The organism is Bacillus cereus group sp. BfR-BA-01492 (assembly GCF_022662815.1).
Taxonomy (GTDB): Bacteria; Bacillota; Bacilli; order Bacillales; family Bacillaceae_G; genus Bacillus_A; species Bacillus_A cereus_BD.
This window is the reverse complement of sequence record NZ_JAKUEH010000003.1, coordinates 21,365-47,490: the sequence shown is the minus strand read 5'-3', so window position 1 is coordinate 47,490 and position 26,126 is coordinate 21,365. Positions and strand designations below refer to the sequence as shown.

Genomic DNA, 26,126 nt, shown 5'->3' with positions numbered 1-26,126 from the left:
AGGAAAAATGATGCTAGATGAAATCTCCTCCAAAGAAAAAGCTGCGATTCTTATTCGGACATTGGATGAAAAAGTAGCAGCGAAAGTCATTGAATATATGACAGCAGAGGAAAAAGAAATATTACTGCGTGAAATCGCTAAATTTCATGTGTATAAACCTGAAACATTAGAAAATGTATTAGGACAATTTTTATATGAATTAAATGTGAAAGAATTGAACTTAGTTACGCCAGATAAAGAATATATTCGCCGCATATTTAAAAATATGCCGGAAGAAGAATTAGAAAAGTTATTAGAAGATCTCTGGTATAACAAGGACAATCCATTCGAGTTTTTAAATTCACTTACAGATTTAGAGCCATTACTAACGGTTCTAAATGACGAATCGCCGCAAACAATTGCTATTATTGCATCGTATATTAAACCGCAGCTTGCTTCACAATTAATCGAAAGATTGCCAGACCATAAGCGTGTGGAGACAGTAATGGGTATTGCGAAACTTGAGCAAGTGGATAGTGAGTTAATCGGCAAAATTGGTGAACTATTAAAATCAAAATTAAATAATATGGCATTTAGTGCTATTAACAAAACAGATGGACTTAAAACAATTGTTAACATTTTAAACAATGTTTCGCGCGGTGTGGAAAAAACAGTCTTTCAAAAGCTGGACGAAATGGATTATGAGCTATCTGAGAAAATTAAAGAAAACATGTTTGTCTTTGAAGACTTGCTCGGTCTCGATGATCTTGCGCTCCGTCGCGTCCTAGAAGAAATTACTGATAATGGTGTCATTGCGAAGGCGCTAAAAATTGCTAAAGAAGAAATTAAGGAAAAGTTATTTACATGTATGTCTTCTAACCGTAGAGACATGATACTTGAAGAATTAGATGGTTTAGGACCACTTAAGATGACTGAAGCAGAAAAAGCGCAGCAAACCATTACAGGTACTGTTAAAAAGCTAGAGAAAGAAGGAAGAATTGTCATTCAAAGAGGTGAAGATGATGTCCTTATTTAAAAACAGAATTCCTAAGAATTCTGTTTCTTTTTCTGAGGAAACGTATGAATTACAATTTCCAAAGCCAATTCATTCAGAACACGAAGAAATAGAAATAGAAATAGATCATGCAGCATTGCTTGCTCAGCAAGAGATGCTGCATACTGAAATGCACAAATTAAGAAAAGAGCAGCAAATATTTCAAGAAGAAAGACAACAATTTTTGAAGGAAAAAGAACAATTCCACAAACAGGTTGAGGAACACATGCAACAAATGGAGATGGAGCGTGCTCAATTTCAAGAGAAACAGCAAGAAACGGCCTATGAATGGGCAGAATTGCTATGGGATCAATCATTGCAGCTTGCTGAAAAAATTGTGAATCAAGCGATAGATACAAGAGAATTGGATATTCTTCCAATTTTAAAAGGAATTGTTCAAACACTTCCAACTTCGTTTGAAAAACTAATTATAACGGTTCATCCAGAAACTGTTGAGCGCATCGAAGAAGAAAAAGAACATTCGAAAGAGTATTGGCTTCTAGAGCTTGTAGAATGGAAATATGATTTTTCCTTACAATTTGGTGAATTTGTCATTGAGGAAGAAAAAGAGTTTTTCGAATTTAAGTTCAAGCCTATATTTGAAAAACTTCGTCAAAAGTGGGAAGAACAAAAGGTATTTGAGGAGACAAATGTATGAACAGTATGTTAATGAATCAACATCAGAAGTGGAATACATTTATCGAAACGTCGTTTTATATAAAAACAGGAAAAGTGCATAGTGTGCAGGAACAGTTCTTTATTTCGAAAGGTCCAAAAGCTAAAATTGGTGATGTTTGCCTTGTTGGGGAACATCACGTTTTATGTGAAGTGATTGCAATTGAAAAAGAAAATAATATGTTGCTTCCATTTGAACAGACCGAGAAAGTATGCTATGGGGATTCTGTTACATTAATTGCGGAAGACGTTGCAGTGCCTAGGGGAGAGCATTTACTTGGGAAAGTGTTAAGTGCGAATGGTGAGATTTTAAATGAACCGAGTGAGAATATCCCGCTTCAAAAAGTAAAACTAGATGCACCTCCTATCCATGCGTTTGAAAGGGAAGAAATTACCGAAGTATTTGAAACAGGAATTAAATCTATTGATGCAATGTTAACAATTGGAGTTGGTCAAAAAATTGGTATTTTCGCGGGATCAGGTGTTGGTAAATCAACATTACTTGGAATGATTGCGAAAAATGCGAAGGCTGATATTAATGTGATTAGCTTAGTAGGGGAACGTGGTCGCGAAGTGAAAGATTTTATTCGTAAAGAACTTGGAGAAGAAGGGATGAAAAAAAGTGTTGTTGTTGTGGCGACTTCTGATGAAAGTCATCTGATGCAACTTCGTGCAGCGAAGCTAGCAACATCAATTGCTGAATATTTCCGCGACCAAGGGAATAATGTTTTGCTTATGATGGATTCTGTTACGCGCTTTGCTGATGCAAGACGAAGTGTCGATATTGCAGTCAAAGAGTTGCCGATTGGTGGAAAAACACTCCTTATGGAAAGTTATATGAAAAAACTACTTGAACGTTCTGGAAAAACAAAAAAAGGGTCTATAACAGGTATATATACTGTTCTTGTTGATGGTGATGATTTAAATGGTCCGGTACCAGATTTAGCTCGTGGGATTTTAGATGGTCATATTGTATTAACGCGTGAACTGGCAACGCTTAATCACTACCCAGCTATTTCTGTGTTAGATTCAGTGAGCCGTATTATGGAGGAAATCGTAACGCCGGATCATTGGAAGCTTGCAAATGAAATAAGAAAAACGCTATCTATTTATAAAGAAAATGAATTGTATTTTAAATTAGGAACAATTCAAGAAAACGAAGAGAATGCTTATATTTTTGAGTGCAAGAATAAAATAGATGGTATAAATACATTTTTAAAGCAAGGCCGGACAGATTGTTATCACTTTGAGGATATTGTTCAAGCGATGCATCATATTGTATAAGGGCCTCGCGTATGAGGTCTTATTTTTGTTTTTAATATTTCACAGATTTTTTTTGAAAAAAACTATATAATAGAAAAAGAGAGCGTTATAATAGAAAGGGGTTATAGAAATAGGTGAATAAACAGCAGTATGATACGATAAAATTGCAAATCAATCAAGAAAAAGAACAGGTTTTAAAAGAAGTATACAAATTGACTTCTGAAAAAAAGAAACTAGAGCAACAAAAAGAATATGATTTACATGTTTTTCAGTCGCGTAGTAAAATAGCGAAAAATGGAAAACGAATTATGGTTGGTATGCTTTCTTCTCATACGTTTTCGCCTGAAAGAATAGAAGAATGGAATCGGAAAATACAAAAAATAGCTGGATTTATTAAGAAAAATGAAGTTTTTTTAGAACAAATAAAAGAAAAAGAACGTGTAATTGATGAAATGTATCAAGAAGATTGTAAAAAACTCACAAAAGAGCAGGAGAAATTAGAAGAAAAAATGCTTCTTGATTTAAAAATGTGCATGAATGGATGAGGTGAATTTTATGATTAATCCTGTACTTCCAGTGCAGCTTCGCTCGCCTCTGCAAAATGAAAAACAGGTAGGATTGAAGTTGAAAGATGAAGATGTTTCATTTTTAACTAAAATGAATGAAGAGTCACTAACTGATAATAAAACAGAAGAGAAACTTAAGGAAACAAAAGAGGAGAATGTATCACAAACACAGGTTGCGGTATCCGATATTTACCGAATGGAAAATGATAACATAGAAGCTCCCTTTACACTTAAGGAGAAAATAGAAGAGAAACAAAAGATGGAAAAATTGCTATTGGAAATTTCTGACCAAGCACTGGCAATGGAACAGTTACGTATGCAACCAGAATTGTTATATCAATACATACAAAAAATACAAGAGTCATATAAAAAACATGGAAATATAAAGATAGATGAGTTACCAGCAAAAGAGATTCAACAACTACAGGCGTTTTTAAAAGACTTTAATATTAAAAATGTTATATGTTTAGAAGATACAATTCAAATGATGCTAGAGAAAGTAACTTCATTAGAAAATATGTTATGCTCTTTTGAATCTATTCAAAAAGAATCATGCGATATAACGAAAGTAAGTGCTCTCGGCTCACCAATGAATCAAGCAGACTTTGAAAATCAACAAATGGAAAAAAACGACATGTTAAAAGAAGCATTTGCTAATACAGAAGATAAAGAAAAGGTTCAAAAGGAAGCTCTTGATGGGTTAGAAGAGAATTTAGAAAGTAAGGAAGATCCTATAAAGAACAAATCAATTGGAGAATCGAATATAAATTCCATTCTTGCTGGAAATGATGCGGTTGTAAAAAAAGGTGACGTGCAATTAAAAATGCCAAAAGTTTCACTTTCAGATTTAGGGAATAAAATGGAGGCGAAAGTAGAGGCGTTACAGAAATTTATTGTCAAGCAAGAAAGAGTATTATTTCAATTAAATCCTGAAAAACTTGGAACATTAACCGTATATATGAAAAAACAAGGTAGTCATATTCAAGTCCATGTTGAAATGGATAAACAAGATGCGAAAAAAAGAGTTGAAATGATTTTTGATGAATTAAAGTTCAAATTGAAAGAGAAAGAGATTCATATTGAATTAAGTTATGCAAATAGGGATCAACAGCGCCAGCAACAAGAGCGTGAGCAAGCACAGAAACAAAGAAAAGTTGTAATGAAAAAAGCAAAACGTACAGAAGAAGATTTTGCTGGTTTATTGGAGGGATAAAAAGTGCCGAGTGTTGGATTAAATGCAACAAATATGAATCATATGCAAGCGACTCAAACACAAGCTCAAACGAAAGCAGGAACCACAACAAAAGCAGATGAGCAAAAAACACCTGGTGTTATGGGAAAAGATGATTTTTTAAAGCTTTTTTTAACAAGTTTGCAATATCAAGACCCATTTAATGCAATGGATATGGATCAAATGATGAATCAAATGTCACAAATGTCTCTAATGGAGCAGGTGCAAAATATGACAAAAGCAGTAAATGCTCTAAAAGATACTGTCAATACAACAGCGCTAGATGGTGGGATGAAGTTTCTAGGTAAGTATATATTAGGACCATCTACTGATGGAAACCAAATATCTGGAAAGGTAGATGCCGTACGATTAGCTGCGAACAATGAAATTCAACTTGTCGTAGGGGATAAAATTGTATTGATGAAATATGTGACGAATGTATCAGATAAAGAGATAGAGACAATTGAGAAACCAGAACAAAAAGAAGATATAAAGACAGAAACTAAGTAATTACATAAATAAGATAAAAAAGCATAAGGAGTGTAAAGGAAATGATTAAATCATTATATACAAGTATTTCAGGCATGAGTGCAATGCAAAACGCATTAAGTGTTACATCTAATAATATTGCTAATGCACAAACAGTAGGATATAAAAAACAAAAAGCTGTGTTTGATGATTTATTATATAACAATACAGTAGGTGCTAAAGGTGATGACACAAAGGCTGGAACAAATCCAAAAAGTATCGGTAATGGTGTGAAATTTAGTGGAACATCCACGGATTACAATGGTGGTTCCATTACAATGACAGGTATAAATGGCCAAGTTGCAATAGAAGGGAATGGCTTTTTTGTTGTAGGTGATTCTCAAGGAAATGGTGTTCAATATACACGTAAAGGAACATTTGGTAAATCTGAAAATAATTATATTGTCAATGGAGAAGGTCAGTATGTATTGGCCTACAAGCTAGACGAAGATGGGAAGCCAGACACTTCACATCCGGCAGGTCCAATTTCAATTCCATTAGGTTCAGCAATTGACGGAGAAGTATCCAGTAAAGGTTCATTGATAGGTAACCTTTCTAGGGATAACAAGAAGATTATACATGATTTTCCAGTGTTTAATAAATCTGGGGATAACATTACTATGCGTGTACAGATTGAACAAGTTACGGAGCTCGTAGATCCAGACTTACCGATAGGTGCTGATGGTAAACCAATATTACCAAAAGATGATAAAGGTAATCCGATAAAACCAGAAAAGGTAGAAAAGCCAGTTCCAGGTAAGTACAAGTATACTGTGTTAACACGTAATAACTCAAAAAATGAAAAAGAATTTACTCCAATTGCGGATGATAAAGCACCTGGAGAGAAAAAACCAACTTTAACGAAAACTCTTGAATTTGATCCTATTACTGGTAAATTAACAAGAACTGATGAGGCTGTTGTACGTGATCCAGTGACAAAAGAGGTTATAAAAGGAGGACAAGTAGATATTCCATTTGGTGGGGACACTTTCAAGTTAAATTTAAGCCAGCTGACAAATTTGCCAACGAAAGATACATTGGATCATAAAGATGTAAATGGTAGGGCAGCAGCAGTAGCAATGGATTATAAGATTTCTGATAATGGTTATGTAATGGTAACTTATTCAGATAATAGTACTCGGGCTGTTTCTCAGTTAGCAGTAGCGACATTCAAAAATCAAGATGGTTTAATGAAAGTAGGAAATGGTAACTATGTTCCAACAGCATCTGCAGGTGATCCATTTATTGGTGTTGCTGAACAAAATGGTGCTGGAAAAATAATAGGTGGTGCACAAGAAGGCTCTAACGTTGACTTATCTGTTGAATTTGTTGACTTAATGCTATATCAACGTGGATTCCAAGGAAATGCAAAGGTAATTAAAGTGTCGGATGACGTATTAAACGAAGTTGTAAATTTAATTCGATAATACAGGGTAGAAACATGTAGTAACTTCGATAGTTGCTACATGTTTATCTGATAGATGGAAAGGGTTTTTTCGGATTATGACAAGACAAGAACGAATTTTACAATTACCTTTTTTTCAAGATAAGCCAGAACTTGCAAAACAAATTATAAAAATAGAACAAGAAGAACATCGCTATTTGCCGGATCAATTTGAAATAAAGAAAATTCCGCCTTATACATTTGGAGAAAGACAAGCTGTTATTGGGAGAATTCATGAATTTTATTTTGTAGGTATTTATAGTGAAAACAATTGGAAATATCAAGCTTTTACAGATGTGATGAAGTGCCGGGAATTTTTTATTAATCTGTCAAGTATTACAGAACAACAATTGGCATTTTGGTTCAATAACATTGAACTACTAGCTGCTTCTTAAATGAGACTGAAAGGAGCATATCATATGGTACAAAATAAATATCGAGTTACATTCATTTCACCGAGTGAAATGGAACAACGTACGATTATGTCAGCAAATAGCTTACCCGATTTAATTCGAAAGGTTGAGAGTATTATTGCTGATCCCAACGGTTACTTTGTTAATGATAAGAAGAACAACTGTTATTTTAAAGTAATAAAAGAGAATGTAACGTTTATTCAATATGAATTATTATTTTCAAATAGAGAAATTCATATTGAAAAATTAAAACATGTTGCACCTGCTATATTAAAGAAACTATTCCAAAAGATAAATGACCCTGAACTCTATGTACTTTCTCTTCTTGATGTAGATATTGCAACAAAAGAATATGTATTAGCAGCAATGGAACCATCTTTACGAATGAAAGTGGAAACAGAACTTGCGAAAAAATGGGAATCACTTCCATCGGAAATTGTAGAGGCACAAGAAGTATTATTAGAGGCGTTAGCTTCATTTATACAAGAATAGGTTCATGAGCCATCTATCTGTCATTTTTGTTAGATAGATGACTTTTGTTTATTTTTAAATTTAATAAATGAATATAAGGAACATTGGAAGGGGAGCGACACCTATATGTCACAAGCGCAAAGTATTTTATTAGAAAGCGGAACAAATGAATTAGAAATCGTTACATATACTGTTGGCGAAAATTTATTTAGTATTAACGTAATGAAAGTGCGCGAAATTATTAATCCATTTCCTGTCACATCTGTGCCAGAATCTCATCATGCGGTTGAAGGTGTTGTGCAAGTACGTGGTGAAATCTTACCAGTTATTAATCTTGCGACAGCGTTAAATTTAAAATCTACAAAACCACTGGATCAAACAAAGTTTATTATTTCAGAACTCAATCAAATGAAAGTTATTTTCCGAGTAGATGAAGTGCACCGTATTCAGCGTATTTCTTGGGAACAAATTGATGAGCCATCTTCTTTATCAATGGGGCTTGAAGAAACAACATCTGGAATTGTAAAATTGGATGGAAAAATTATTTTATTATTAGATTATGAAAAAATTGTTTGTGAGATTAGTAATACTAGCTATGAAGCAAATAAACTTTCAGGACTAGAACAAAAAACAGATCGTGCAGAAAAAATTATCTACATTGCGGAAGATTCAGCAATGCTTCGTCAAATCTTAGAAGAAACGTTATCAGCAGCAGGATATACAAAAATGAATTTCTTCAGTAATGGTGCAGAAGCTTTAGCGCAAATTGAAAAGTTGGCGAAGGAACAAGGAGAAAAAATGTTTGAGCATATTCATTTGCTTATCACAGATATTGAAATGCCAAAAATGGATGGACATCATTTAACAAAAGTAATTAAAGATCATGAAGTAATGAACAAATTACCAGTCGTTATCTTCTCTTCTCTTATTACAAATGAACTATACCATAAAGGTGAATCTGTTGGAGCGAATGCACAAGTAAGTAAACCAGATATTCAAGAATTAATCGGTTTAGTTGATAAGCTTGTTTTATAAAATAACACTTCTATGAAAAAAGAGTATATATTCACCTAATTGTAACCTCCCAGTCCAATATTCTTCTTGAATATTAAGCTGGGAGGTTTTATTACATGGAGTAATAAAATAAGACTTTTATGTTTGAAATGAAAGAGAAAAAGTAAAAATATGATATATCTTATGAAGGAATAGCATCTTCTCACTTCGTAAAGCCGCAAAATTTTTTCGGTGAAGTTGTAAGAGTTGTATTATATAATTTACAGGGTAAGGTTTCCTCTGTATAAATAAGAAAAAGATATTTTGAGTTTAATAAAACATTTAATAATAAAAAAATGATTTATTCTATTTCGATATTTTTTATACATTTTTGTCTGTTTATTATTTGACAGACAATTTAGAAATGGTATAATGTGGATGTGAAAAAACTTTCTAATTTCTAGAAAGACGGAAATAACATGAATATTGTGAAAGAATGAGGGGGGAGTGACACAAATTATGTATCACCACAAAGCGATTAATGTATTAAGTCTTTTACAAAACATGTCAAATGATAAGAAAAACGATACATATTTAGAATCAGAATTTAAAAAAATCGAAAAACAATTTCAAGTTGGGTATGAAGAGCTAGTTGATTTATATAATAGAATGGTATTATTTCAAATAGATATTGAAAAAAATGGCGGGATGTCAGCATACGAAAAATCAAATATTACATGGTTAAAGTCTGAACTCGAGCTACTATATGCAGTGTATCAATTTTGTCAACGTCATGATTTAAACATTGCTAACATTTCAAAGTATATTAGTAAAAAAGAATTGAATCTTTTTCAAAAAACGGAGAGTCAATTACAAAATACGTATTATAAATTAAAAAAAGAAGAAATACCGTTTGAAAATATAAAAAAACAAAAGCCAGGACGTAAACGTAAATATGTAACGGTGAAAGAAACAAGCCCAGAGTGGAAACAAGAGCGAAGAGAAATAGCTAGTACAGATATTTCAAAAGTAGGGACGGAGTATAACCTTGTTACAGTACTTTCAGGAATTGTCGATAATTTTGAAACGATTAGCGAGCATAGTGAGAAAAAAGAGTATGAACTTCATCAGTTTATGGAAGGGATTTATAAGTTGTCTAGCATAGCCGCAGGGCGTATGAAAGAAGAGACTGATACGAATGATCTAGAAGGTGAACTTGAGTTCTTACGAAAGGAAAATGAGCGGTTAAATCGCGAAAAAGAAGAATTACTTACAGATGTGAAAGAAATAACACATCATTTGATTCATTTCATTACGAGTTCTGATATTGATCAAATTCGTTCGCTCCCGTATTTTGTAGATGTATGTAAACAAGATTTACATAAATTAGGATTGTACAATGCGCAAGATAGTAAAATGAAGATTATGATTGACCGCAATGGACAAGTGATGACAGTAACACAATAAAAATTTGGGTACAAAATAAAAGGGAGATACATAATAAGATATGTATTTCCCTTTTATTTTGTATGAAATCTTTTCGATTATAGAAAGGGATATCAAATTATAATTGTAGTAACGTTAATATCATTTGTGGCACTTGATTTGCTTGTGAAACCGTACTTAATGTGATTTCTGTTAGAAGCTTATCTTTTACAAACTCGCTCATTTCTTTCACTATATCGGCATCTTTCATATGAGGAGTAGCGTCGACCATAGTGGTTGTATGATTAGTTAAACGTTCAATATTAAAGTATAAGCGCTTTACAAGCGTCTTGATATCTTCTTGATAGAGTGAGATAGTTTGTAAAGCTAAATCTATTTTATTGATAGCGGTTGAAGCTATGATGTTAGTTGGTTTAGAAGAAGAATTATTAATTTGTTGACGTTTTTGTAACGAAGAAGATAAAAGATTAATAGTATTACCAAGATCATTAACTACGATTTTTATGTTATCTTCATATTTATATGATAGAATATCACTTGAAGAATTTCTATTACTTATATAGCTAATTTGTTTTATAAGCTCTTGAAACTCTTTGTCTAGAGTATTTTGATTTACACTAGAATCTATACCATTGACCGTGTGTACAGCAATATCACGCATTCGTATTAATATACGGTTAATGGTTTGTAAAGAAGTGTCCATCCTGCGTAATAACGAAATAGCATTTTCATTATTGCGAATTGCTATATGCACTTGTTGCTCTCTCACATGCATTCTTGTTGCAAGAACAAGCTCGTTATCATTGTTAGCAGTATGATTCATTCGTTTTCTGGTTGTAGAGTGTTCTGCTGTCTGGTTTCCGTATGTTTCGTTTTGATTTAGCATTTGTAGAACTTGTATATTTGTTCCAATTTTCATATTTTTGTACACCACCTTTATATTTAAGTATAAAAAATTTTTATTGGAATTTAAATACCATACTATTAAGTTTTAATATTTTATAAAAAAATATTAAAAAAACATGTAAAATGGTAATATAATGATTATAGGATGATATATTCTTATACATAAAGGAGTTAAAAAGTAATATGAAACCATTTATATCAGCATGTTTAATCGTAAAGAATGAAGAAGATATGTTAAGAAAATGTTTAGAATCTCTGCAAGGTGGAGTGGATGAGATTGTTGTAGTTGATACAGGTTCAACAGATACTACAAAAGAAATTGCAAAAGAGTTTACAGATAAAGTATATGACTTTGAATGGACAAATGATTTTGCGGAAGCACGTAATTTTGCAGCTTCTAAAGCAAGTGGTGAATGGATTCTTGCAATTGATGCGGATGAATGTGTAGATCCAAAGAATCTTGCTGCTGCAATAGAGGAAATCCAATCGCATGATAATAAATTTGATGTGTATGCAGTTGAAATTAATAGTTTTTCGGATAAATATGGAGAGAATTTATCCATGAATCATATGCAAAGGATTTACAAAAATAACGGAGAATTTCATTTTTCGGGAGCTATTCATGAACAAATTGTAGAAAAAGGAGAAGGACGACAAGAATTAGTCTTTTCAGCATTAAAACTTTATCATTATGGATATTTACCAAATGTAGTTAAGAAGAAAAATAAACGAAAGAGAAATATGGATATTCTAAAGAAAGCATTAAAATCTAATAACAATGATGGTTTTACTTATTTTAACTACGGACAAGAGCTTAGAAGCTTAGGAAAAACAAAAGAAGCATTGGAGTCATTTATAAAGGCTTATCAGAATAAAGAAGATGTTTATGAAGAATGGGTAAGTAGATGCTTATATTTTATTGTTGAGATGTTAGTGGAATTAAAGCGTTATGAAGAAGCAATCGTAATTATTAATGATGCAGAAGAAGTCTTTTCTACAGCACCGGACTTTCCGTTTTGGAAAGGTGAGATTTATTTTAAACAAAAACGTTTTGATGATGCGAAAGAAGTATATACACACATTATTTCTAATAATATGATATATCAAAATGCAGTTTTCAATGCTGGAGCAAAAACATTCCTTCCACATGTAAGGCTTGGTGAAATCTATACACAAGAAAGACAACATCAACAAGCTTTACAACATTATGTAGAAGCACTAAATGAAAATGATTCATCCGTTAAAATCATTGTAAATATTATTAGCTTATTAAGTAAATATCATACTCCAGAAGAAATATATGATTTTATAAGCACCCGTCAGATTATTAAATCAGATTATATTCGTACCGAAGTATTAAAACTGTTACTAGATTTAGGTTTAGGAAAAGTAGCATTGCTACTTATGAATGACTTTATAAATCAACAACAGTTACTTATTCATTCGTTGCAATTGAAAGCAAATATGATTATTGCGGAAGAACCCCTACAATTTACAATAGATAATTTGATGTATGGTATACAAATGGAAGTATTCGATATAGCGGACCTTATTGTATTATATGCAATGACAAAAGATGCACATGTTCAAAATATATTAGAAAATTCTAAATTTAAACATGTATTTTACAATTTATTTAATAAAACAAAAAATGCGAAGAAACTAAAACAAGATGAATATTTACCAATCTTAGAGAAAGCAATATGTTTTCAAAAGGAAGAATTTGTAGAAAAACTCATTTCGTACACAAGTTTATTTCCAAAGCAAATTTATGCTAAAATTGCTGATTTATTTTATAACAATGCATATGAAGAAATTGCAATGGATTTTTATCAGTTATCAGATGAAAATCATGTTACTAAGCAAGGATATGTGAATATTATTGAATATTTGCTTATGCATGAGAATCAAGAAGAAGCCTATCGTATTGCTCTTGAAGCACTACAGAAATTTAAAGCAGATTTTCGCTTTTATAAGTATAGTATAGAGATAGAACAAGGCGATACGGAAGGAATTATATCAAAAGCGATTCAGGAATTCTCTGATAGTAATTGGTTGAAGGGAAAATTGTTGATGTCTATTTAAAATTTAATTATAAAATTTTAAAAAGGACAATTTAAAAGAGTGAAATTTAATGTATTAAGAAAATATAAAAATAATTAGGGGCGTAAAAATGAAAATACTAATAGTTGCTTATGATGCTCATCCATGTGAGGGAGGAGTAGATACTTATATTCAAACACTGAAAAGTGGGCTTGAAAAAAAAGGACATTTAGTAGATTTAGTTTCTTATACAGATGTGAAAAAGTTAAACCAAGAGGATATAAAACGTATAGTTGAATATCAAAATGCATTGAATAGTGAATTTAAGGGGAAAGTACCAGAACATGTAATACGAACAGAAGTAAAAAGATTTATTCACAAACAAATTTTAAACTCTGTAAACTCTACTTATGACGTAATTCACTCACAAATAGGTTTATTGAATTCGGTGATTAAGGAAGTCTTTCCGAATATCCCTTTAGTTGGGACAATTCATGGATGTATATATAGTGAAACGCTTATGTGGGAAAAGAATCGGAAAAATGCTGAATTTTATAAGGAATACGATGATGAAGCTGTAAATATTCCAGATAAAATTATTACTGTAAGCTCGTATTTAGATAAAAATTTACCACTAATTGTTCCTGAAAAACGCCTTGTTATTCATAACGGAATAAATGTTTCAGATTTTCAAGTTAAACAAAAAAATAATCAAATAATTAAAATTGCAACAACAGGTAATTTATATCATCTTAAGGGATATGATATACTTCTGCAAGCACTTATAGCATTAAAGAAAGAAAACCTATTATATGAATTAACAATGTTTGGTGATGGATCTGAAAGGGACAAACTAGAGCAAATAGTGAAAATGCATCAATTACCAGTTAAATTTAAGGGACACGTACCAAGGGAAGTATTACAAGAAGAATTGCCGAAATTTGATGTATTTGTACAACCATCCAGACTTGAAAATTTCCCTTTTTCTGTAATCGAGGCTATGGCGTCTGGATGTGCAATTATATGTAGTAAAGTAAACGGAATGAATGAACAAGTACAACATTTAAAGAATGGTATATTATTTGAACCTGAAAATAGTGACCAATTATCTGAATGCCTTCAATATATGATTAGAAATCGAGAAGAAACGAAAAGAATGGGAATTCAAGGGCGAAAAGATGCAGAAGAAAAATTTTCAATTGATATAATGGTTGAAAAACATGAAGAGGTTTACAGGCAAGTAGCTGCTATATATTCTACTACTAATAATACATCAGATGGTTTATGTGAGAATAAAGGGTTAGTAAACCAAAACCACTGGGATACACTATATGAAAACTTAGATATATATAAACCGGCTGAGAATGACCCTTTCCGAGTTTGGATTAATGAACATATTCCAATGGGAAAAGGAAAAAGTTGTATAGAAATCGGGTGTTTTCCAGGAAGGTTTCTAACGATTTTTGGTGATGCGGGTTACACTTTGAATGGTATAGACTTAACACCTAAAGTAGAAAGTATGCCTTTTTATCTATCATCGCTAGGATATTCTATTGGACAGTTTAAAAAACAAGATTTTTTCAGTTTGGATTATTCTACTACTAAGCATGATATTGTTTGCTCTTTTGGTTTTATAGAACATTTTTCAAATTGGCTGGATGTTTTATTAAAACATAGTGAAATGGTTAAGGAGAATGGATATTTAGTTATAGAAGTACCTAATTTCTCGGGCTTCCCATTGAGAGCTATGCGTATGTTTTTAGATTTTAAAAATTATGAAGGACATAATACAGCATCAATGTATCCTGAAGTATGGGAAAAGATACTTTCGCTGCTAGATTTTGAAATTTGTTTTTCAGGTTATTTTGGAGAATTTGATTTCTGGATAGATGAAATCCCGGACAGTCTAACTAAGCAAAAATTAATATCATTAATTATGGAATCTAAGCCGTTTTTTGATTCCATAGACTTACCAGATTGTCACATTAAACCGTATTGTGGTTTAATTGCGAAAAAAAAGACGTCAAAGTCGGTTTCAGCTATTTTAACCAACAAAAGTATACAAGAAACAATCAATAATATTGTGAAGAAGGCTACAAGAGAAGATCAGATTAAAGATTTGAATATCAGAAAAATATACTCATTTTTCGAATTATGGTGTAAATATATGGATGATAAAAAGGTAGGACGAAATTTGTGAACATTAATGAATATATAATTGATAATAGACTTAAAAGAATAGAGACTTTATTAAAAGCCACTTCATCTGTAAATAACAAAAAGAAAAGAGAAAGAGTATATACTAATTTTAAGGCAGTAAAATTGGAACGGAAATTAAGAATTGCATATGTTATGAATCATACACGTGTTTGTGGTGGGGCGAAAATTATTTTAGAACATACAAATCAGTTGGTAGATAGAGGTCATGAAGTATTTATTATTTCTAGAGATGCAAAGCCAGATTGGAAAGAAATAAAAGCTAAGTATATACAAGCACTTCAACAATCGAGTTTTGTGCAATCTATTCCAGATGTAGATATTATTGTGTGTACAGTAGCTGATCAAGTACCTGAATGTTATCTGTTAGGTAACGCACCAGTAATTTTATTTGAACAAGGAGATGTCTATATTTACGAGTTTGATAAAATTCCACAATCTTCTAAGGAGTTTTACCAAAAGATATGGAGATTTCCTATCCCTGTAGTAGGAGTCTCCAAAGTATTGATGGATACATTAGATAAAAATTTTGGTTGTAAGGGGAAAATACTTCATAATGCTTTAAACGATAATTATTTTTATCCACCAATAGTGAATAACAAGCCGCATGATAAATTAAAAGTGTTATTTGTGGGACAAGAAAATAATCATTTTAAAGGAATTTCCATTGTCAGAGAAGCTTTAAAAATTGTACGAAGAACGGGCCGTGAATTTGATGAAGTTTGGGTTAGTCAAACTACACCAAAATCTCAGTTCGATGGCGAATTAGTTATTAATCCTAGTCAGGAACAGCTAGGAGAAATATATAGATCAAGTGATATATTTATTTCGGGCTCTTATTATGAATCTTTTCCTTTACCACCATTAGAGGCAATGACATGTGGATGTGCCGTAATATCTACTGATAATGAAGGGATAAAGGAATACGGTATAGATGGAGTGAATTGTGTACTTGGAAAAATTGGTAATCCGGACAGTTTAGCTTCTTGTTTAATTGATTTAATTGATAATGAGGAAAAAAGAAAGAATCTGATTAAAGCAGGTTATTTAACATCTGAAAAGTTTAAATGGGAAAAAATTATGGTGCAATGGGAAGAATACTTATTTGGTGCAATAAAAGTATGGGAATCTGAAAAGGTGTCGCCACATAGACTGCTTTTAAGAGTGGAAAAATTACCAGTGAATTTAAATGATCAAAAGATGATTGAATACATGAATAAAATTCAAGAGGGTATGCCAGAAGAGTGGTGTCTCTGGTTAACTGAAGGGGAAGAGATAGAAGAGGGAAGTATTTTATACTTACAAAGACTTTTATCACTTGGATTAGACGTAGAATATGGAATACAAATAAATTATCCATGTTATGTATTTAATACACCACTAGTAAGAGTAGAGAATCGACTGATGAACAAGAAAAAGAAATATGATATTGCACCAGAAGAGATGATTGTACTTCCTATTCAAATAAGTAAAAGTTCAAGTTTCCAATTTATCTCAAATTGGATGAGGGAACTTAGAGATCACTATTTAAATCATCGTTTTGATACTATAATTAAACAGCTCAACTTATTGCTATCACAGCTTTCAAAAAAAGATCAGGTAATTGCTATAAAGTGGCTGGTGAAGTGTTTAATAGAAACAAGACAATATAAGCAGGCAATTGAGATTTTAAATAAAGCTTTTTTAATTGCTCCTTCATATACAGATTTCTATTACTTAGCAGCAGAGATATATGTAATATTAGGTCAGGATACTAAAAAATTAACAGAATTAATTAATACATTTGGACCTTCTTTAGAATATAACGAGACGTTTTTAAGTATATGATTTGAAAAGGTAAATATCATTTTGAGGCTGTTTAGAAGTTTTTTCTACACAGCCTTTTTCTAAGAAAAATAATTTAACTAAATACGTATATTATTTGAATTTGAAAATTAAGTAAAATAATGTGAGTATGGATAAAAATGATTATGAAGAAGAGATATATTTTAATTTACAGAATTTGTTTATTAATATAAAAAAATACACCTTTTCAAAGAAAAGATGTATTTTTTGTTTGTAAATGGATTATTGTAATAATTTACTTACCATTTGTGGTGTTTGGTTTGCTTGAGAAAGCATGCTTACACCAGCTTCACTTAAAATCTTGAATTTTGTCATTTCAGACATTTCTTTTGCCATATCAGCGTCTTCAATTTGAGAAGCAGAAGATGCCATAGCAGTTGCTTGGTTGTTTAAGTTTTCAATGTTGTAATCTAAACGGTTTAATGTTGCTCCTAATGTTGCACGGTGATCAGCGATAGAGTTAATTGCTTTATCGATAGCTGAAATTGCAGTATCAGCATCGCTAGCACTTTCGATTTTTGAGTTGTTAATTTGTAGTGAAGATGCGTTAATTGTTTTCAATTCAATATTAATTGTATCAGCTTTAGATGCGTCAGTAGACTTGATGTTAATTGTACTAGCACTGTCAGACATTAAATCTGTACCATTAAACTGTGTATTTTTAGAGATATAGTTGATTTGGTCAGTTAATTGTGTAAACTCTTTTTGTAGAGCTTTACGGTCAGTAGTAGAGTTTGTACCGTTGGCAGATTGCACTGCTAAATCACGCATACGAAGTAAGATGTTTGATACTGTGTTTAATGCTGAATCAGCTGTTTGAATCATAGATTTACCATCTTGTGAGTTACGAGAAGCAACGTTTAAACCACCTTCGTTTGCACGCATACGAGTTGCGATTGCAAGACCTGCTGCATCGTCAGCTGCACTGTTGATAGATTTACCGCTTGATAAACGGTTCATTGAAGTATTCATTTTTTCTTGGTTTTGGCGCATGTACTCTTGAGTACGCATGCTGTTAATGTTAGTATTGATTCTCATTATTAAGAACCCCCATTTTTTATTTTATTTTATTTTTTTGTAAATCTCAAAACGATAATATACAAAAAAATCAATTTCGAGATTTATTGTAATCCTTGTTATAGCAAGTGTCAACTAAAAATTTGAATGAATGAATATAAAAAATAACAGTTTCACATTTTTTTTATTTTTTTATTACATATTACGAAAAGGATTATTGCAAACTTTTTAAAAAAACTCTAATATTAGATTATCTTTGTTTACCGAAAAGGTGATATTATGATGATTAGAAATATAGTAAAAGAAGTTCTTTCCTATAAGAAAGGACAAATTCAGCAAAAGTTAAGTAGTCCTCAATCTTTTGTAAGCAGTCGTTTTCATGAAACATTGCAAAGTACTCCAGTGAAAGAGGTGAAAGCTACTGCGCAGCCTACAAAAGTAGACGAAATGAGCCAATCGACTCAACAACTTGAGATGTCTGAATCAAAGCAGGTAGCAGAGGTTCAAACGGCACAAAAAGAATTTGTGCGCCGTTTCCCAGAAACGAAGAATGAGAGTGTAGACGCGTGGGGATTAACAAAGAAATATAATATTCAAAAAATACGTTCTGGAAATGAAGGGAAGTATATGGATATTATTGAACGAGTAAGTCGTACATACGGAGTTCCGAAAACATTAATTCAAAAAATGATCGAAGTCGAATCGGATTTTAATCCGAAAACGGTATCTCATGCCGGCGCAAAGGGATTAATGCAACTTATGCCAGAAAATGTGAGAGAACTAGGTGTGCAAAATCCATTTTCACCAGCGGAAAATATTGAAGCTGGAGTGAAAGAACTTGTTAGTTATTTAAAGAAAAATAACGGGGATCTCGTTTTGGCACTTGCTTCTTATAATGCTGGTCCTGGCAATGTAAGAAAGTATGGAGGTGTACCGCCTTTTAAAGAAACGCAAGGATATATTAAAAAATATTAAATATTGACGTTTCGAAATAAAAAAATTCATAGTATATAAAGAAAAATATGATATTTTGGTGAACATGATATGGGAGTTGGCTAGATTTGAAATTACAAGATGATATTCCGTTAACAATCTATTTTGAAATTGGGAAAACGAAAAAGAAAATTGAAGATCTGCTTCATATTACGAAAGGTACATTGTATCGTCTTGAAGATTCAACGAAAAATACGGTTCGTCTTATGCTGGAGAATGAAGAGATTGGTACCGGGAAGATTTTGACAAAAAACGGAAAGATGTATGTCGAAATTGTTGAATTGAAAGGATAGGGAAGGGGATTTTCATGAGTGGCGATAAATTAAGCCAAGAGCAAATTGATGCGTTGCTGAAGGCGATGAATGATGGCTCAGAAATGCCAGCTTTTGCGCAAGAGGCAGATAAGCAAGAGAAATTTCAAGAATATGATTTTAATAGGCCAGAGAAATTTGGAGTTGAGCATTTACGAAGCTTACAAGCGATTGCAGCGAGTTTTGGAAAGCAAACGTCACAGTCGCTTGCGGCGCGGATGCGCATTCCAATTGAACTAGAGCCATCAACTGTGGAACAAGTTCCATTTACAAGTGAGTATGTGGAGAAAATGCCGAAAGATTATTATTTATATTGCGTGATTGATCTTGGATTACCGGAGCTTGGGGAAATTGTAATTGAGATGGATTTAGCGTTCATTATTTATATTCATGAATGTTGGCTTGGTGGAGATAGTAAGCGTGATTTTTCTATACGTAGACCGCTAACAGCGTTCGAGTTTTTAACACTTGATAATGTTTTCTCGATTCTTTGTAAAAATTTAGAGCAATCATTTGAAAGCATTGTGGCAATTCAGCCGAAGTTTGTGACGACAGAAACGGATCCAAATGCGTTAAAGATTACGACAGCGAGCGACATTATTTCCTTACTCAATGTGAATATGAAAACACAGTATTGGGATACAACGGTTCGAATTGGCATTCCGTTCTTGTCAGTTGAAGACATTATGGATAAATTAACGTCGGAAAATATTGTGGAACATTCTTCTGATAAGCGGAAAAAGTATACGTCAGAAGTGGAAACGAAAGTCAATCAAGTGTATAAACCGGTTCGCGTTTCAGTAGGGGAACAAAAAATGACAATTGGTGAGCTTGAACAAATTGAAGAGGGCGATATTATTCCACTACGTACAAAGGTAACCGATCAGTTACGTGGGTATGTAGATGGAAAACATAAGTTTAATTGTTTTATTGGCAAGGATAAAACTCGCAAGGCGTTCTTATTTAAAAAATTTGTAGAATAGGAGGGGTTATATGAAGCATGAAGTATCACCTGTATCGTTAATGAGTTTAGAAGAATATACAGGAGAGCATAATGATCCAGCTAAAGCTCATATTGATACTATTTCGGATATTTCGATTGAGCTTGGTGTCAAACTTGGAAAAGCATCGATTGAGCTTGGCGATGTGAAAAATTTAAAAGTTGGTGATGTGCTAGAGGTTGAGAAGAAACTTGGGCATAAAGTCGATGTGTATTTAAGTGATATAAAAGTCGGCATTGGAGAAGCAATTGTAATGGATGAACAGTTTGGTATTATTATTTCTGAAATTGAGGCCGATAAGAAACACGCTGCGCTTCTAAAGGCGCAAAAACAAGTACAGGAAAAAGAGTAGAGGAGGAGTCATATGTCGTATATGACGACCTTATTACAAGTTGTATTACTGTTTGGCGCTCTCGGGTATGGTGCGTACTATATGACCAAAAAGACGCGCAAACAGCAGTTTTTTAAACAAGGTGAGAACGGCCATATTCAAGTAAAGGACGGCGTGTATTTAAACCATCAAACAAGCGCCTTTTTATTTGAAGTGGACGGGAAGCAAGTGTTCACTGTTGTGAGTAATAACGGTGTGCAGTCTGTGCAATTAACAGGAAATCAGTTTCAACAAGCGCTAGAAGACGCGATAAAGAGCGAAACGAAAAAAGTAGAGGAACCATCATGAGAATAAAGAAAAATTTATCGTTAGTTGCGGTCATTTTTGTATTTTCTATTATTTTTGCAAATCCAGCGTATGCAGAGCCAAATGGCTTTATTCATTTTGAAAATGGGAAAGAGTTTACGAGTAATTCAAGTGTACAGTTATTTGCACTTGTAACGCTTTTATCACTATCTTCTTCTATTGTTCTTCTTTTCACGCACTTTACATATTTTATGATTGTCCTTGGGATTACAAGACAAGGGCTTGGCGTCATGAATTTACCACCAAACCAAGTCCTTGTTGGCTTAGCTCTATTTTTGTCGTTATTTACGATGCAGCCGGTTCTTGGACAGCTAAAAAGTGATGTGTGGGATCCGATGACGAAAGAGAAAATAACGGTAACGCAAGCAGCAGAAACGACCGCACCCATTATGAAAGAATATATGGCCAAGCATACGTATAAGCATGATTTAAAAATGATGTTAAAAGTACGTGGGGAAGAATTACCAAAAAATACGAAAGACATTTCGTTATTTACGCTTGTTCCATCATTTACGTTAACGCAAATTCAAAAAGGTTTGCTGACGGGGATGTTCATTTATTTAGCATTTGTCTTTATTGATTTAATCATTAGTACCCTGTTAATGTATCTTGGGATGATGATGGTACCACCGATGATTTTAAGTTTGCCGTTTAAAATACTTGTTTTCGTATATTTAGGTGGATATACGAAAATTGTAGATATTATGTTTAAGACGGTTAGTTAGACAAATGCATAAAAGGATTATTGCGAACTTGAAATAGCATCTTTAGTTAGATACCGATTTAGTTAAGAATATATATGCGATAGGAGTCAACTTTGAATGAATATAACGCCTATTACGGAAATCTTTCAAACTTTTTTTTATAAAGGATTTCAAATCGTACTTCCTGTAGCTGGAGTTAGTATGATTGTTGTTATCATTATTTCAGTGTTAATGGCGATGATGCAAATTCAAGAACAGACTTTAACATTTTTACCCAAGATGGCAACGATTATTCTAGTTCTAGTTCTTGTTGGTCCATGGATGTTTCAAGAATTAACGACTCTCATTTTGGATTTGTATGATAAAATTCCAACATTGTTACGCTCTTATTGAAAAGGGTGATGTGAGATGAGTATAGAGTTGTGGGAAAGTACTTTTTTTGCTTTTTGCCGTATTGCTACTTTTTTATACTTTTTACCTTTTTTCTCTGGTAAATCGGTTCCAGCGATGGTAAAGGTTACATTTGGATTAGGATTATCAATTACGGTAGCGGACAAAATTGATGTATCCCAGGTTACAACAGTTGGAGAAGTTGTAACCTTTGCTGTAACGCAACTGGTTATTGGAGTAGCGTTAGCAAAAATTGTAGAAATGCTGTTGAATATCCCTAAAATGGCTGGTCATATTATAGATTTTGATATCGGTTTTTCACAAGCTAGCTTATTTGATGTAAACAGTGGTACACAATCAACACTTATTGCTACAATTTTTGATGTCTTTTTCGTTGTTATTTTTGTTTCGCTTGGTGGAATTGATTACTTTGTTGCTACAATTTTAAAATCTTTTCAGTATACAGAAGCAATTTCAAAATTGCTAACAACTAATTTTCTGGATAGTGTTTTAGCAACCTTATTATTTGTAATCACTTCAGCTGTTGAGATAGCACTCCCAATTATGGGAACTTTATTTATTATTAATTTTGTATTAATTTTAATTGCTAAAAATGCACAACAACTTAACATATTTATGAATGCTTTTTTAATTAAAATTACATGTGGTATTTTGTTAATTGCGATGAGTGTTCCAATGTTGGCATATATATTTAAAAATTTAACAAATGTATTACTTGAAGAATATACAAAACTATTTAACTTTTTCTTAACGAAGTAGGGGGCGCGTATGGCAAAGGATAATAAAACAGAAAAGGCCACCCCGCAGAAGCGCAAAAAATCGCGCGAAGAAGGGAATATTGCCCGGAGTAAAGATTTAAACAATTTATTTTCGATTCTTGTATTAGCAGTCGTCGTTTATTTTTTTGGTGATTGGCTTGGCTATGAAATTGCCAACTCTGTTGCGGTGCTGTTTGATCAAATTGGTAAAAATGCCGATACGACAGAGTATTTCTATTTAATGGGGATGCTACTTCTAAAAGTATCAGTTCCTGTTCTTATACTCGTCTATGCGTTCCATTTATTTAATTATATGATTCAAGTTGGTTTCTTATTTTCTTCAAAAATCATTAAACCAAAACCATCGCGTATTAATCCAAAGAACTATTTTACGAGATTATTTAGCCGGAAAAGTTTAGTCGATATTGTAAAGTCATTGTTTTATATGTGTTTAATTGGTTATGTTTCGTATGTTATCTTTAAAAAGAATTTAGAGAAGATTGTTAGTATGATTGGATTTAACTGGACCGCGTCGTTAACAGAAATTATTAGACAAATTAAATTTATCTTTTTAGCTATTTTAATTATTTTAATTGTTCTTTCTATTATTGATTTTATTTACCAAAAATGGGAGTATGAGCAAGATATTAAAATGAAAAAAGAAGAAGTGAAGCAAGAGCATAAAGATAACGAAGGAGACCCGCAAGTAAAGGGCAAACGAAAAAACTTTATGCATGCCATCTTACAAGGAACAATCGCGAAGAAAATGGATGGTGCAACGTTTATTGTTAATAACCCAACACATATTTCCGTAGCGCTTCGCTACAACAAATATGTGGATGCTGCGCCAATTGTTGTCGCAAAGGGAGAAGATGAGCTGGCATTATATATGCGTACGCTTGCTAGGGAACAAGAAATACCAATGGTGGAAAATCGCCCGCTTGCTCGGTCCTTATATTACCAAGTAGAAGAAGATGAGGCGATACCAGAAGATTTATATGTAGCTGTCATTGAAGTTATGCGCTATTTAATTCAAACGAAACAAATTGAAGTATAAAAGCGCGTTTGGAGGAGATCTCTTTGTTTAAGATAGATTCTGCAAGAACCTATTTTTCTATCTTTTTAGCAGTGTCATTCGTTGTGGCACTCTTAATTCCACTTCCGCCCTTTATACTTGATATAATTATCGTCTTTTTATTAAGCATGGCAGTGCTTATTTATATGCGAGCAACAAGTATTAAAGAGTGGGACGAATTAAAGTCATTTCCGACTATGTTGTTATTAATCGGGATTTTCCGTGTATCGATTAACGTTTCGACGACGCGGGCGATTTTAACAAACGGAAATGCAGGTCATGTTATTGAAGAGTTTGGTCAGTTTGTAATTGGTGGGAACTTATTAATTGGTATCGTTATTTTTACGGTTTTAATTATTTTCCAGTTTATCGTAGCAAATGGTGCATCGCGTACTGCTGAAGTTGCGGCTCGTTTTACACTGGATTCTTTACCAGGAAAGCAAATGTCTATTGATGCTGATTTAAACCAACGTATTATTACAGAAAAAGATGCACAAGAAAAACGAAAAAAATTAAATATGGAAACAGAGTTTTACGGAGCGATGGACGGTGCCGGAAAGTTCATTAAAGGGGACGTTATTTTCGGGATTGTCATTTTATTCGTGAACATTATTTTCGGTTTAATTGTCGGTATGATGCAGCAAGGGATGAGTTTTTCTGAAGCTGCGCTTCATTATACGCAGTTAACTGTCGGCGATGGAATCGTCAACCAAATCGGTTCATTAATGCTTGCGATTTCAACAGGTATTATCGTAACGCGAGTATTTGATGGTTCACCTGATACAGTAAGTGAAGGAATCTTTAAAGAGTTAATGGCGCATGAAATCGTTGTGTATGCGCTAGGCGGTCTCTTTATGGCAATGGGCATCTTTACGCCGCTTCCATTCTTACCATTTGCGCTTGTTGGTGGCGGAATTATTTTCTTAGGAATTCGCAATAAAAAACGCATGGAAAAAGAAAAAGAAGCGGAAATGCAAAAAGAATTAGAAATGATTCAAAATGATGAAGATCAGCTAAAGCAAGTGGAAGATTCATTCGGTGTATTTACAGATAAATATCCAATCATCGTCGAACTTGGCTTAGATTTAGCGGCGTTAGTTAAGCAGAAGATTAATGGGGAAACAGCCCGTGATAAAGTTGTTCTCATGAGGAAATCGATTATTACAGATCTTGGGATAAATGTACCAGGAATTAACTTTAAAGATAATACGAGCTTTAGACCGCGCGGGCGTTATATGATTCGAATTAAAGGAGCGAAAGTTGCTGAAGGTGTGTTAAAATCGGGTTATTTATTAGCGCTGAAAACGCCTAATGTGATGGCTGATTTAGATGCAGAGCCAGCAAAAGACCCAATCTTTGGTGAGGATGGATATTGGATTTTAGAACATATGGTACAAGATGCTCAGATGAAAGGCTATCAAGTATTAGAACCACTCAGCATCTTAATTACACATTTAGATGTTATTATACGCCGCAATCTTCATGAGTTAATTCAGCGTCAACATGTGAAAGATTTAATACAATCGCTTGAAAATGATCATGGTGTTCTATTAGAAGAAATTAAGAAGAAAGAAATTGATTTATCACTTGTGCAAAACGTGATTAAGCAGCTTTTAAAAGAAGGAATTTCAATTCGTGATTTAGCAACGATTATTGAAGGAATTATTGACGGAAAAGAAATTTATCAAAATCACGTCGATGGTGTTACTTCATTTGTGCGCGAATGTATTTCGAAAGTCATTTGTGAACATGCGAAAAATCCTGACGGGAAAATTTATGCGGCACTGTTCTCTGATTCTCTTGAATTAGATGCAGATGTTGTGAATAACTCCTATCAAGGCTACTTATTAAACTGGGATTTAGAGTTGGAAACGCGTGTTGTAGAACAAGTGCAGCGTATCTTTAAACAAGCGCGCTTAATGGGGAGAGAGCCCGTTTTATTAACGCGCCGGAAAGATTTTAGATTTGGGGTTGTAAGACTTCTTGAACGTTATCAAATTGAAGCAAAGGTGCTATGTATTAGTGAACTTGCGCCAGAAATTGTTGTAGATCAAATTGCTTACATCGAATAGTAAGGAGGTGAGA

General features: G+C 33.0%; 25 protein-coding genes and 1 pseudogene. 24 read left to right on the top strand and 2 right to left on the bottom strand.

What is annotated here, in order from left to right:
- Positions 1-10: 10 nt before the first annotated feature.
- From fliG to MR063_RS05355, 11 genes are all read left to right on the top strand, one after another.
- Positions 11-1,015 (top strand): flagellar motor switch protein FliG, encoded by a 1,005-nt coding sequence (gene fliG, locus MR063_RS05405; protein WP_041809616.1) that lies wholly within the window; start codon positions 11-13, stop codon positions 1,013-1,015.
- The gene (locus tag MR063_RS05400; RefSeq protein ID WP_012093853.1) at positions 1,002-1,691 is read left to right on the top strand and encodes a FliH/SctL family protein; all 690 of its coding nucleotides are present in this window, start codon (positions 1,002-1,004) and stop codon (positions 1,689-1,691) included. The genes fliG and MR063_RS05400 overlap by 14 nt, the downstream gene beginning before the upstream one ends.
- Entirely contained in the window at positions 1,688-2,992 is a 1,305-nt protein-coding gene (locus MR063_RS05395) for a flagellar protein export ATPase FliI (RefSeq protein WP_012093854.1), read from the top strand. The genes MR063_RS05400 and MR063_RS05395 overlap by 4 nt, the downstream gene beginning before the upstream one ends.
- 113 nt (positions 2,993-3,105) lie before the next feature.
- Positions 3,106-3,516 (top strand): hypothetical protein, encoded by a 411-nt coding sequence (locus MR063_RS05390; RefSeq protein WP_012093855.1) that lies wholly within the window; start codon positions 3,106-3,108, stop codon positions 3,514-3,516.
- A 10-nt stretch (positions 3,517-3,526) separates the two neighbouring features.
- Positions 3,527-4,750 carry a flagellar hook-length control protein FliK gene (gene fliK / locus MR063_RS05385; RefSeq protein ID WP_242195000.1) on the top strand — a complete coding sequence of 408 codons (1,224 nt, stop codon included), beginning with the start codon at positions 3,527-3,529 and terminating at the stop codon, positions 4,748-4,750.
- 3 nt (positions 4,751-4,753) lie between these two features.
- Entirely contained in the window at positions 4,754-5,278 is a 525-nt protein-coding gene (locus MR063_RS05380; protein WP_012093857.1) for a flagellar hook assembly protein FlgD, read from the top strand.
- Between the two features lie 41 nt (positions 5,279-5,319).
- Positions 5,320-6,723, top strand: coding sequence for a flagellar hook protein FlgE (gene flgE / locus MR063_RS05375; protein WP_012093858.1), 1,404 nt, complete (start codon positions 5,320-5,322; stop codon positions 6,721-6,723).
- Between the two features lie 76 nt (positions 6,724-6,799).
- Positions 6,800-7,135 (top strand): DUF3964 family protein, encoded by a 336-nt coding sequence (locus tag MR063_RS05370; RefSeq protein ID WP_012093859.1) that lies wholly within the window; start codon positions 6,800-6,802, stop codon positions 7,133-7,135.
- A 24-nt stretch (positions 7,136-7,159) separates the two neighbouring features.
- Entirely contained in the window at positions 7,160-7,645 is a 486-nt protein-coding gene (locus MR063_RS05365) for a hypothetical protein (protein ID WP_012093860.1), read from the top strand.
- A 105-nt stretch (positions 7,646-7,750) separates the two neighbouring features.
- A complete protein-coding gene (locus MR063_RS05360; RefSeq protein WP_012093861.1) occupies positions 7,751-8,659 on the top strand; it encodes a chemotaxis protein in 909 nt (302 codons plus the stop codon).
- 477 nt (positions 8,660-9,136) lie between these two features.
- Positions 9,137-10,084, top strand: a complete 948-nt coding sequence (locus tag MR063_RS05355) for a DNA-binding domain-containing protein (protein ID WP_012093862.1) — start codon at positions 9,137-9,139, stop codon at positions 10,082-10,084.
- 97 nt (positions 10,085-10,181) lie between these two features.
- On the opposite strand, the gene MR063_RS05350 is transcribed toward MR063_RS05355, so the two are convergent.
- Positions 10,182-10,982: a flagellin gene (locus tag MR063_RS05350; protein ID WP_242194998.1), complete on the bottom strand. Its 801-nt coding sequence runs from the start codon at positions 10,980-10,982 to the stop codon at positions 10,182-10,184.
- 170 nt (positions 10,983-11,152) lie between these two features.
- Here MR063_RS05350 and MR063_RS05345 point away from each other — a divergent pair, with 170 nt between their 5' ends.
- The 3 genes from MR063_RS05345 (at position 11,153) to MR063_RS05335 (ending at position 17,056) form a co-directional block, all read left to right on the top strand.
- Positions 11,153-13,054, top strand: coding sequence for a tetratricopeptide repeat-containing glycosyltransferase family 2 protein (locus tag MR063_RS05345; RefSeq protein WP_012093864.1), 1,902 nt, complete (start codon positions 11,153-11,155; stop codon positions 13,052-13,054).
- An 88-nt stretch (positions 13,055-13,142) separates the two neighbouring features.
- The gene (locus MR063_RS05340) at positions 13,143-15,212 is read left to right on the top strand and encodes a glycosyltransferase (RefSeq protein ID WP_012093865.1); all 2,070 of its coding nucleotides are present in this window, start codon (positions 13,143-13,145) and stop codon (positions 15,210-15,212) included.
- The gene (locus MR063_RS05335; RefSeq protein WP_012093866.1) at positions 15,209-17,056 is read left to right on the top strand and encodes a glycosyltransferase; all 1,848 of its coding nucleotides are present in this window, start codon (positions 15,209-15,211) and stop codon (positions 17,054-17,056) included. Before MR063_RS05340 ends, MR063_RS05335 begins: the two co-directional genes overlap by 4 nt.
- 240 nt (positions 17,057-17,296) lie before the next feature.
- Here MR063_RS05335 and MR063_RS05330 read toward each other — a convergent pair whose 3' ends face one another.
- Positions 17,297-18,112: a flagellin N-terminal helical domain-containing protein gene (locus tag MR063_RS05330; RefSeq protein WP_012093867.1), complete on the bottom strand. Its 816-nt coding sequence runs from the start codon at positions 18,110-18,112 to the stop codon at positions 17,297-17,299.
- Between the two features lie 258 nt (positions 18,113-18,370).
- On the opposite strand from MR063_RS05330, the pseudogene MR063_RS05325 reads away from it, so the two are divergent.
- The 10 genes and pseudogenes from MR063_RS05325 (at position 18,371) to flhA (ending at position 26,113) form a co-directional block, all read left to right on the top strand.
- Positions 18,371-19,086, top strand: a pseudogene (locus MR063_RS05325) (lytic transglycosylase domain-containing protein).
- A gap of 66 nt (positions 19,087-19,152) precedes the next feature.
- Positions 19,153-19,377, top strand: coding sequence for a flagellar motor switch protein FliN (locus MR063_RS05320; protein WP_012093869.1), 225 nt, complete (start codon positions 19,153-19,155; stop codon positions 19,375-19,377).
- Between the two features lie 14 nt (positions 19,378-19,391).
- Positions 19,392-20,378 carry a flagellar motor switch protein FliM gene (gene fliM, locus MR063_RS05315; RefSeq protein ID WP_242194994.1) on the top strand — a complete coding sequence of 329 codons (987 nt, stop codon included), beginning with the start codon at positions 19,392-19,394 and terminating at the stop codon, positions 20,376-20,378.
- A gap of 10 nt (positions 20,379-20,388) precedes the next feature.
- The gene (locus MR063_RS05310; protein WP_242194991.1) at positions 20,389-20,748 is read left to right on the top strand and encodes a flagellar motor switch protein FliN; all 360 of its coding nucleotides are present in this window, start codon (positions 20,389-20,391) and stop codon (positions 20,746-20,748) included.
- 12 nt (positions 20,749-20,760) lie between these two features.
- Positions 20,761-21,075, top strand: coding sequence for a flagellar motor switch protein FliN (locus tag MR063_RS05305; protein ID WP_242142770.1), 315 nt, complete (start codon positions 20,761-20,763; stop codon positions 21,073-21,075).
- Positions 21,072-21,818, top strand: a complete 747-nt coding sequence (locus MR063_RS05300; protein WP_242194988.1) for a flagellar type III secretion system pore protein FliP — start codon at positions 21,072-21,074, stop codon at positions 21,816-21,818. Before MR063_RS05305 ends, MR063_RS05300 begins: the two co-directional genes overlap by 4 nt.
- 96 nt (positions 21,819-21,914) lie before the next feature.
- Positions 21,915-22,190 (top strand): flagellar biosynthetic protein FliQ, encoded by a 276-nt coding sequence (locus tag MR063_RS05295; RefSeq protein ID WP_087098301.1) that lies wholly within the window; start codon positions 21,915-21,917, stop codon positions 22,188-22,190.
- Between the two features lie 15 nt (positions 22,191-22,205).
- The gene (locus MR063_RS05290) at positions 22,206-22,967 is read left to right on the top strand and encodes a flagellar biosynthetic protein FliR (RefSeq protein WP_087098303.1); all 762 of its coding nucleotides are present in this window, start codon (positions 22,206-22,208) and stop codon (positions 22,965-22,967) included.
- Positions 22,968-22,976: 9 nt separating this feature from the next.
- The gene (gene flhB / locus MR063_RS05285) at positions 22,977-24,023 is read left to right on the top strand and encodes a flagellar type III secretion system protein FlhB (RefSeq protein WP_242194985.1); all 1,047 of its coding nucleotides are present in this window, start codon (positions 22,977-22,979) and stop codon (positions 24,021-24,023) included.
- 23 nt (positions 24,024-24,046) lie between these two features.
- The gene (flhA, locus tag MR063_RS05280) at positions 24,047-26,113 is read left to right on the top strand and encodes a flagellar biosynthesis protein FlhA (protein WP_242142775.1); all 2,067 of its coding nucleotides are present in this window, start codon (positions 24,047-24,049) and stop codon (positions 26,111-26,113) included.
- Positions 26,114-26,126: the final 13 nt, after the last annotated feature.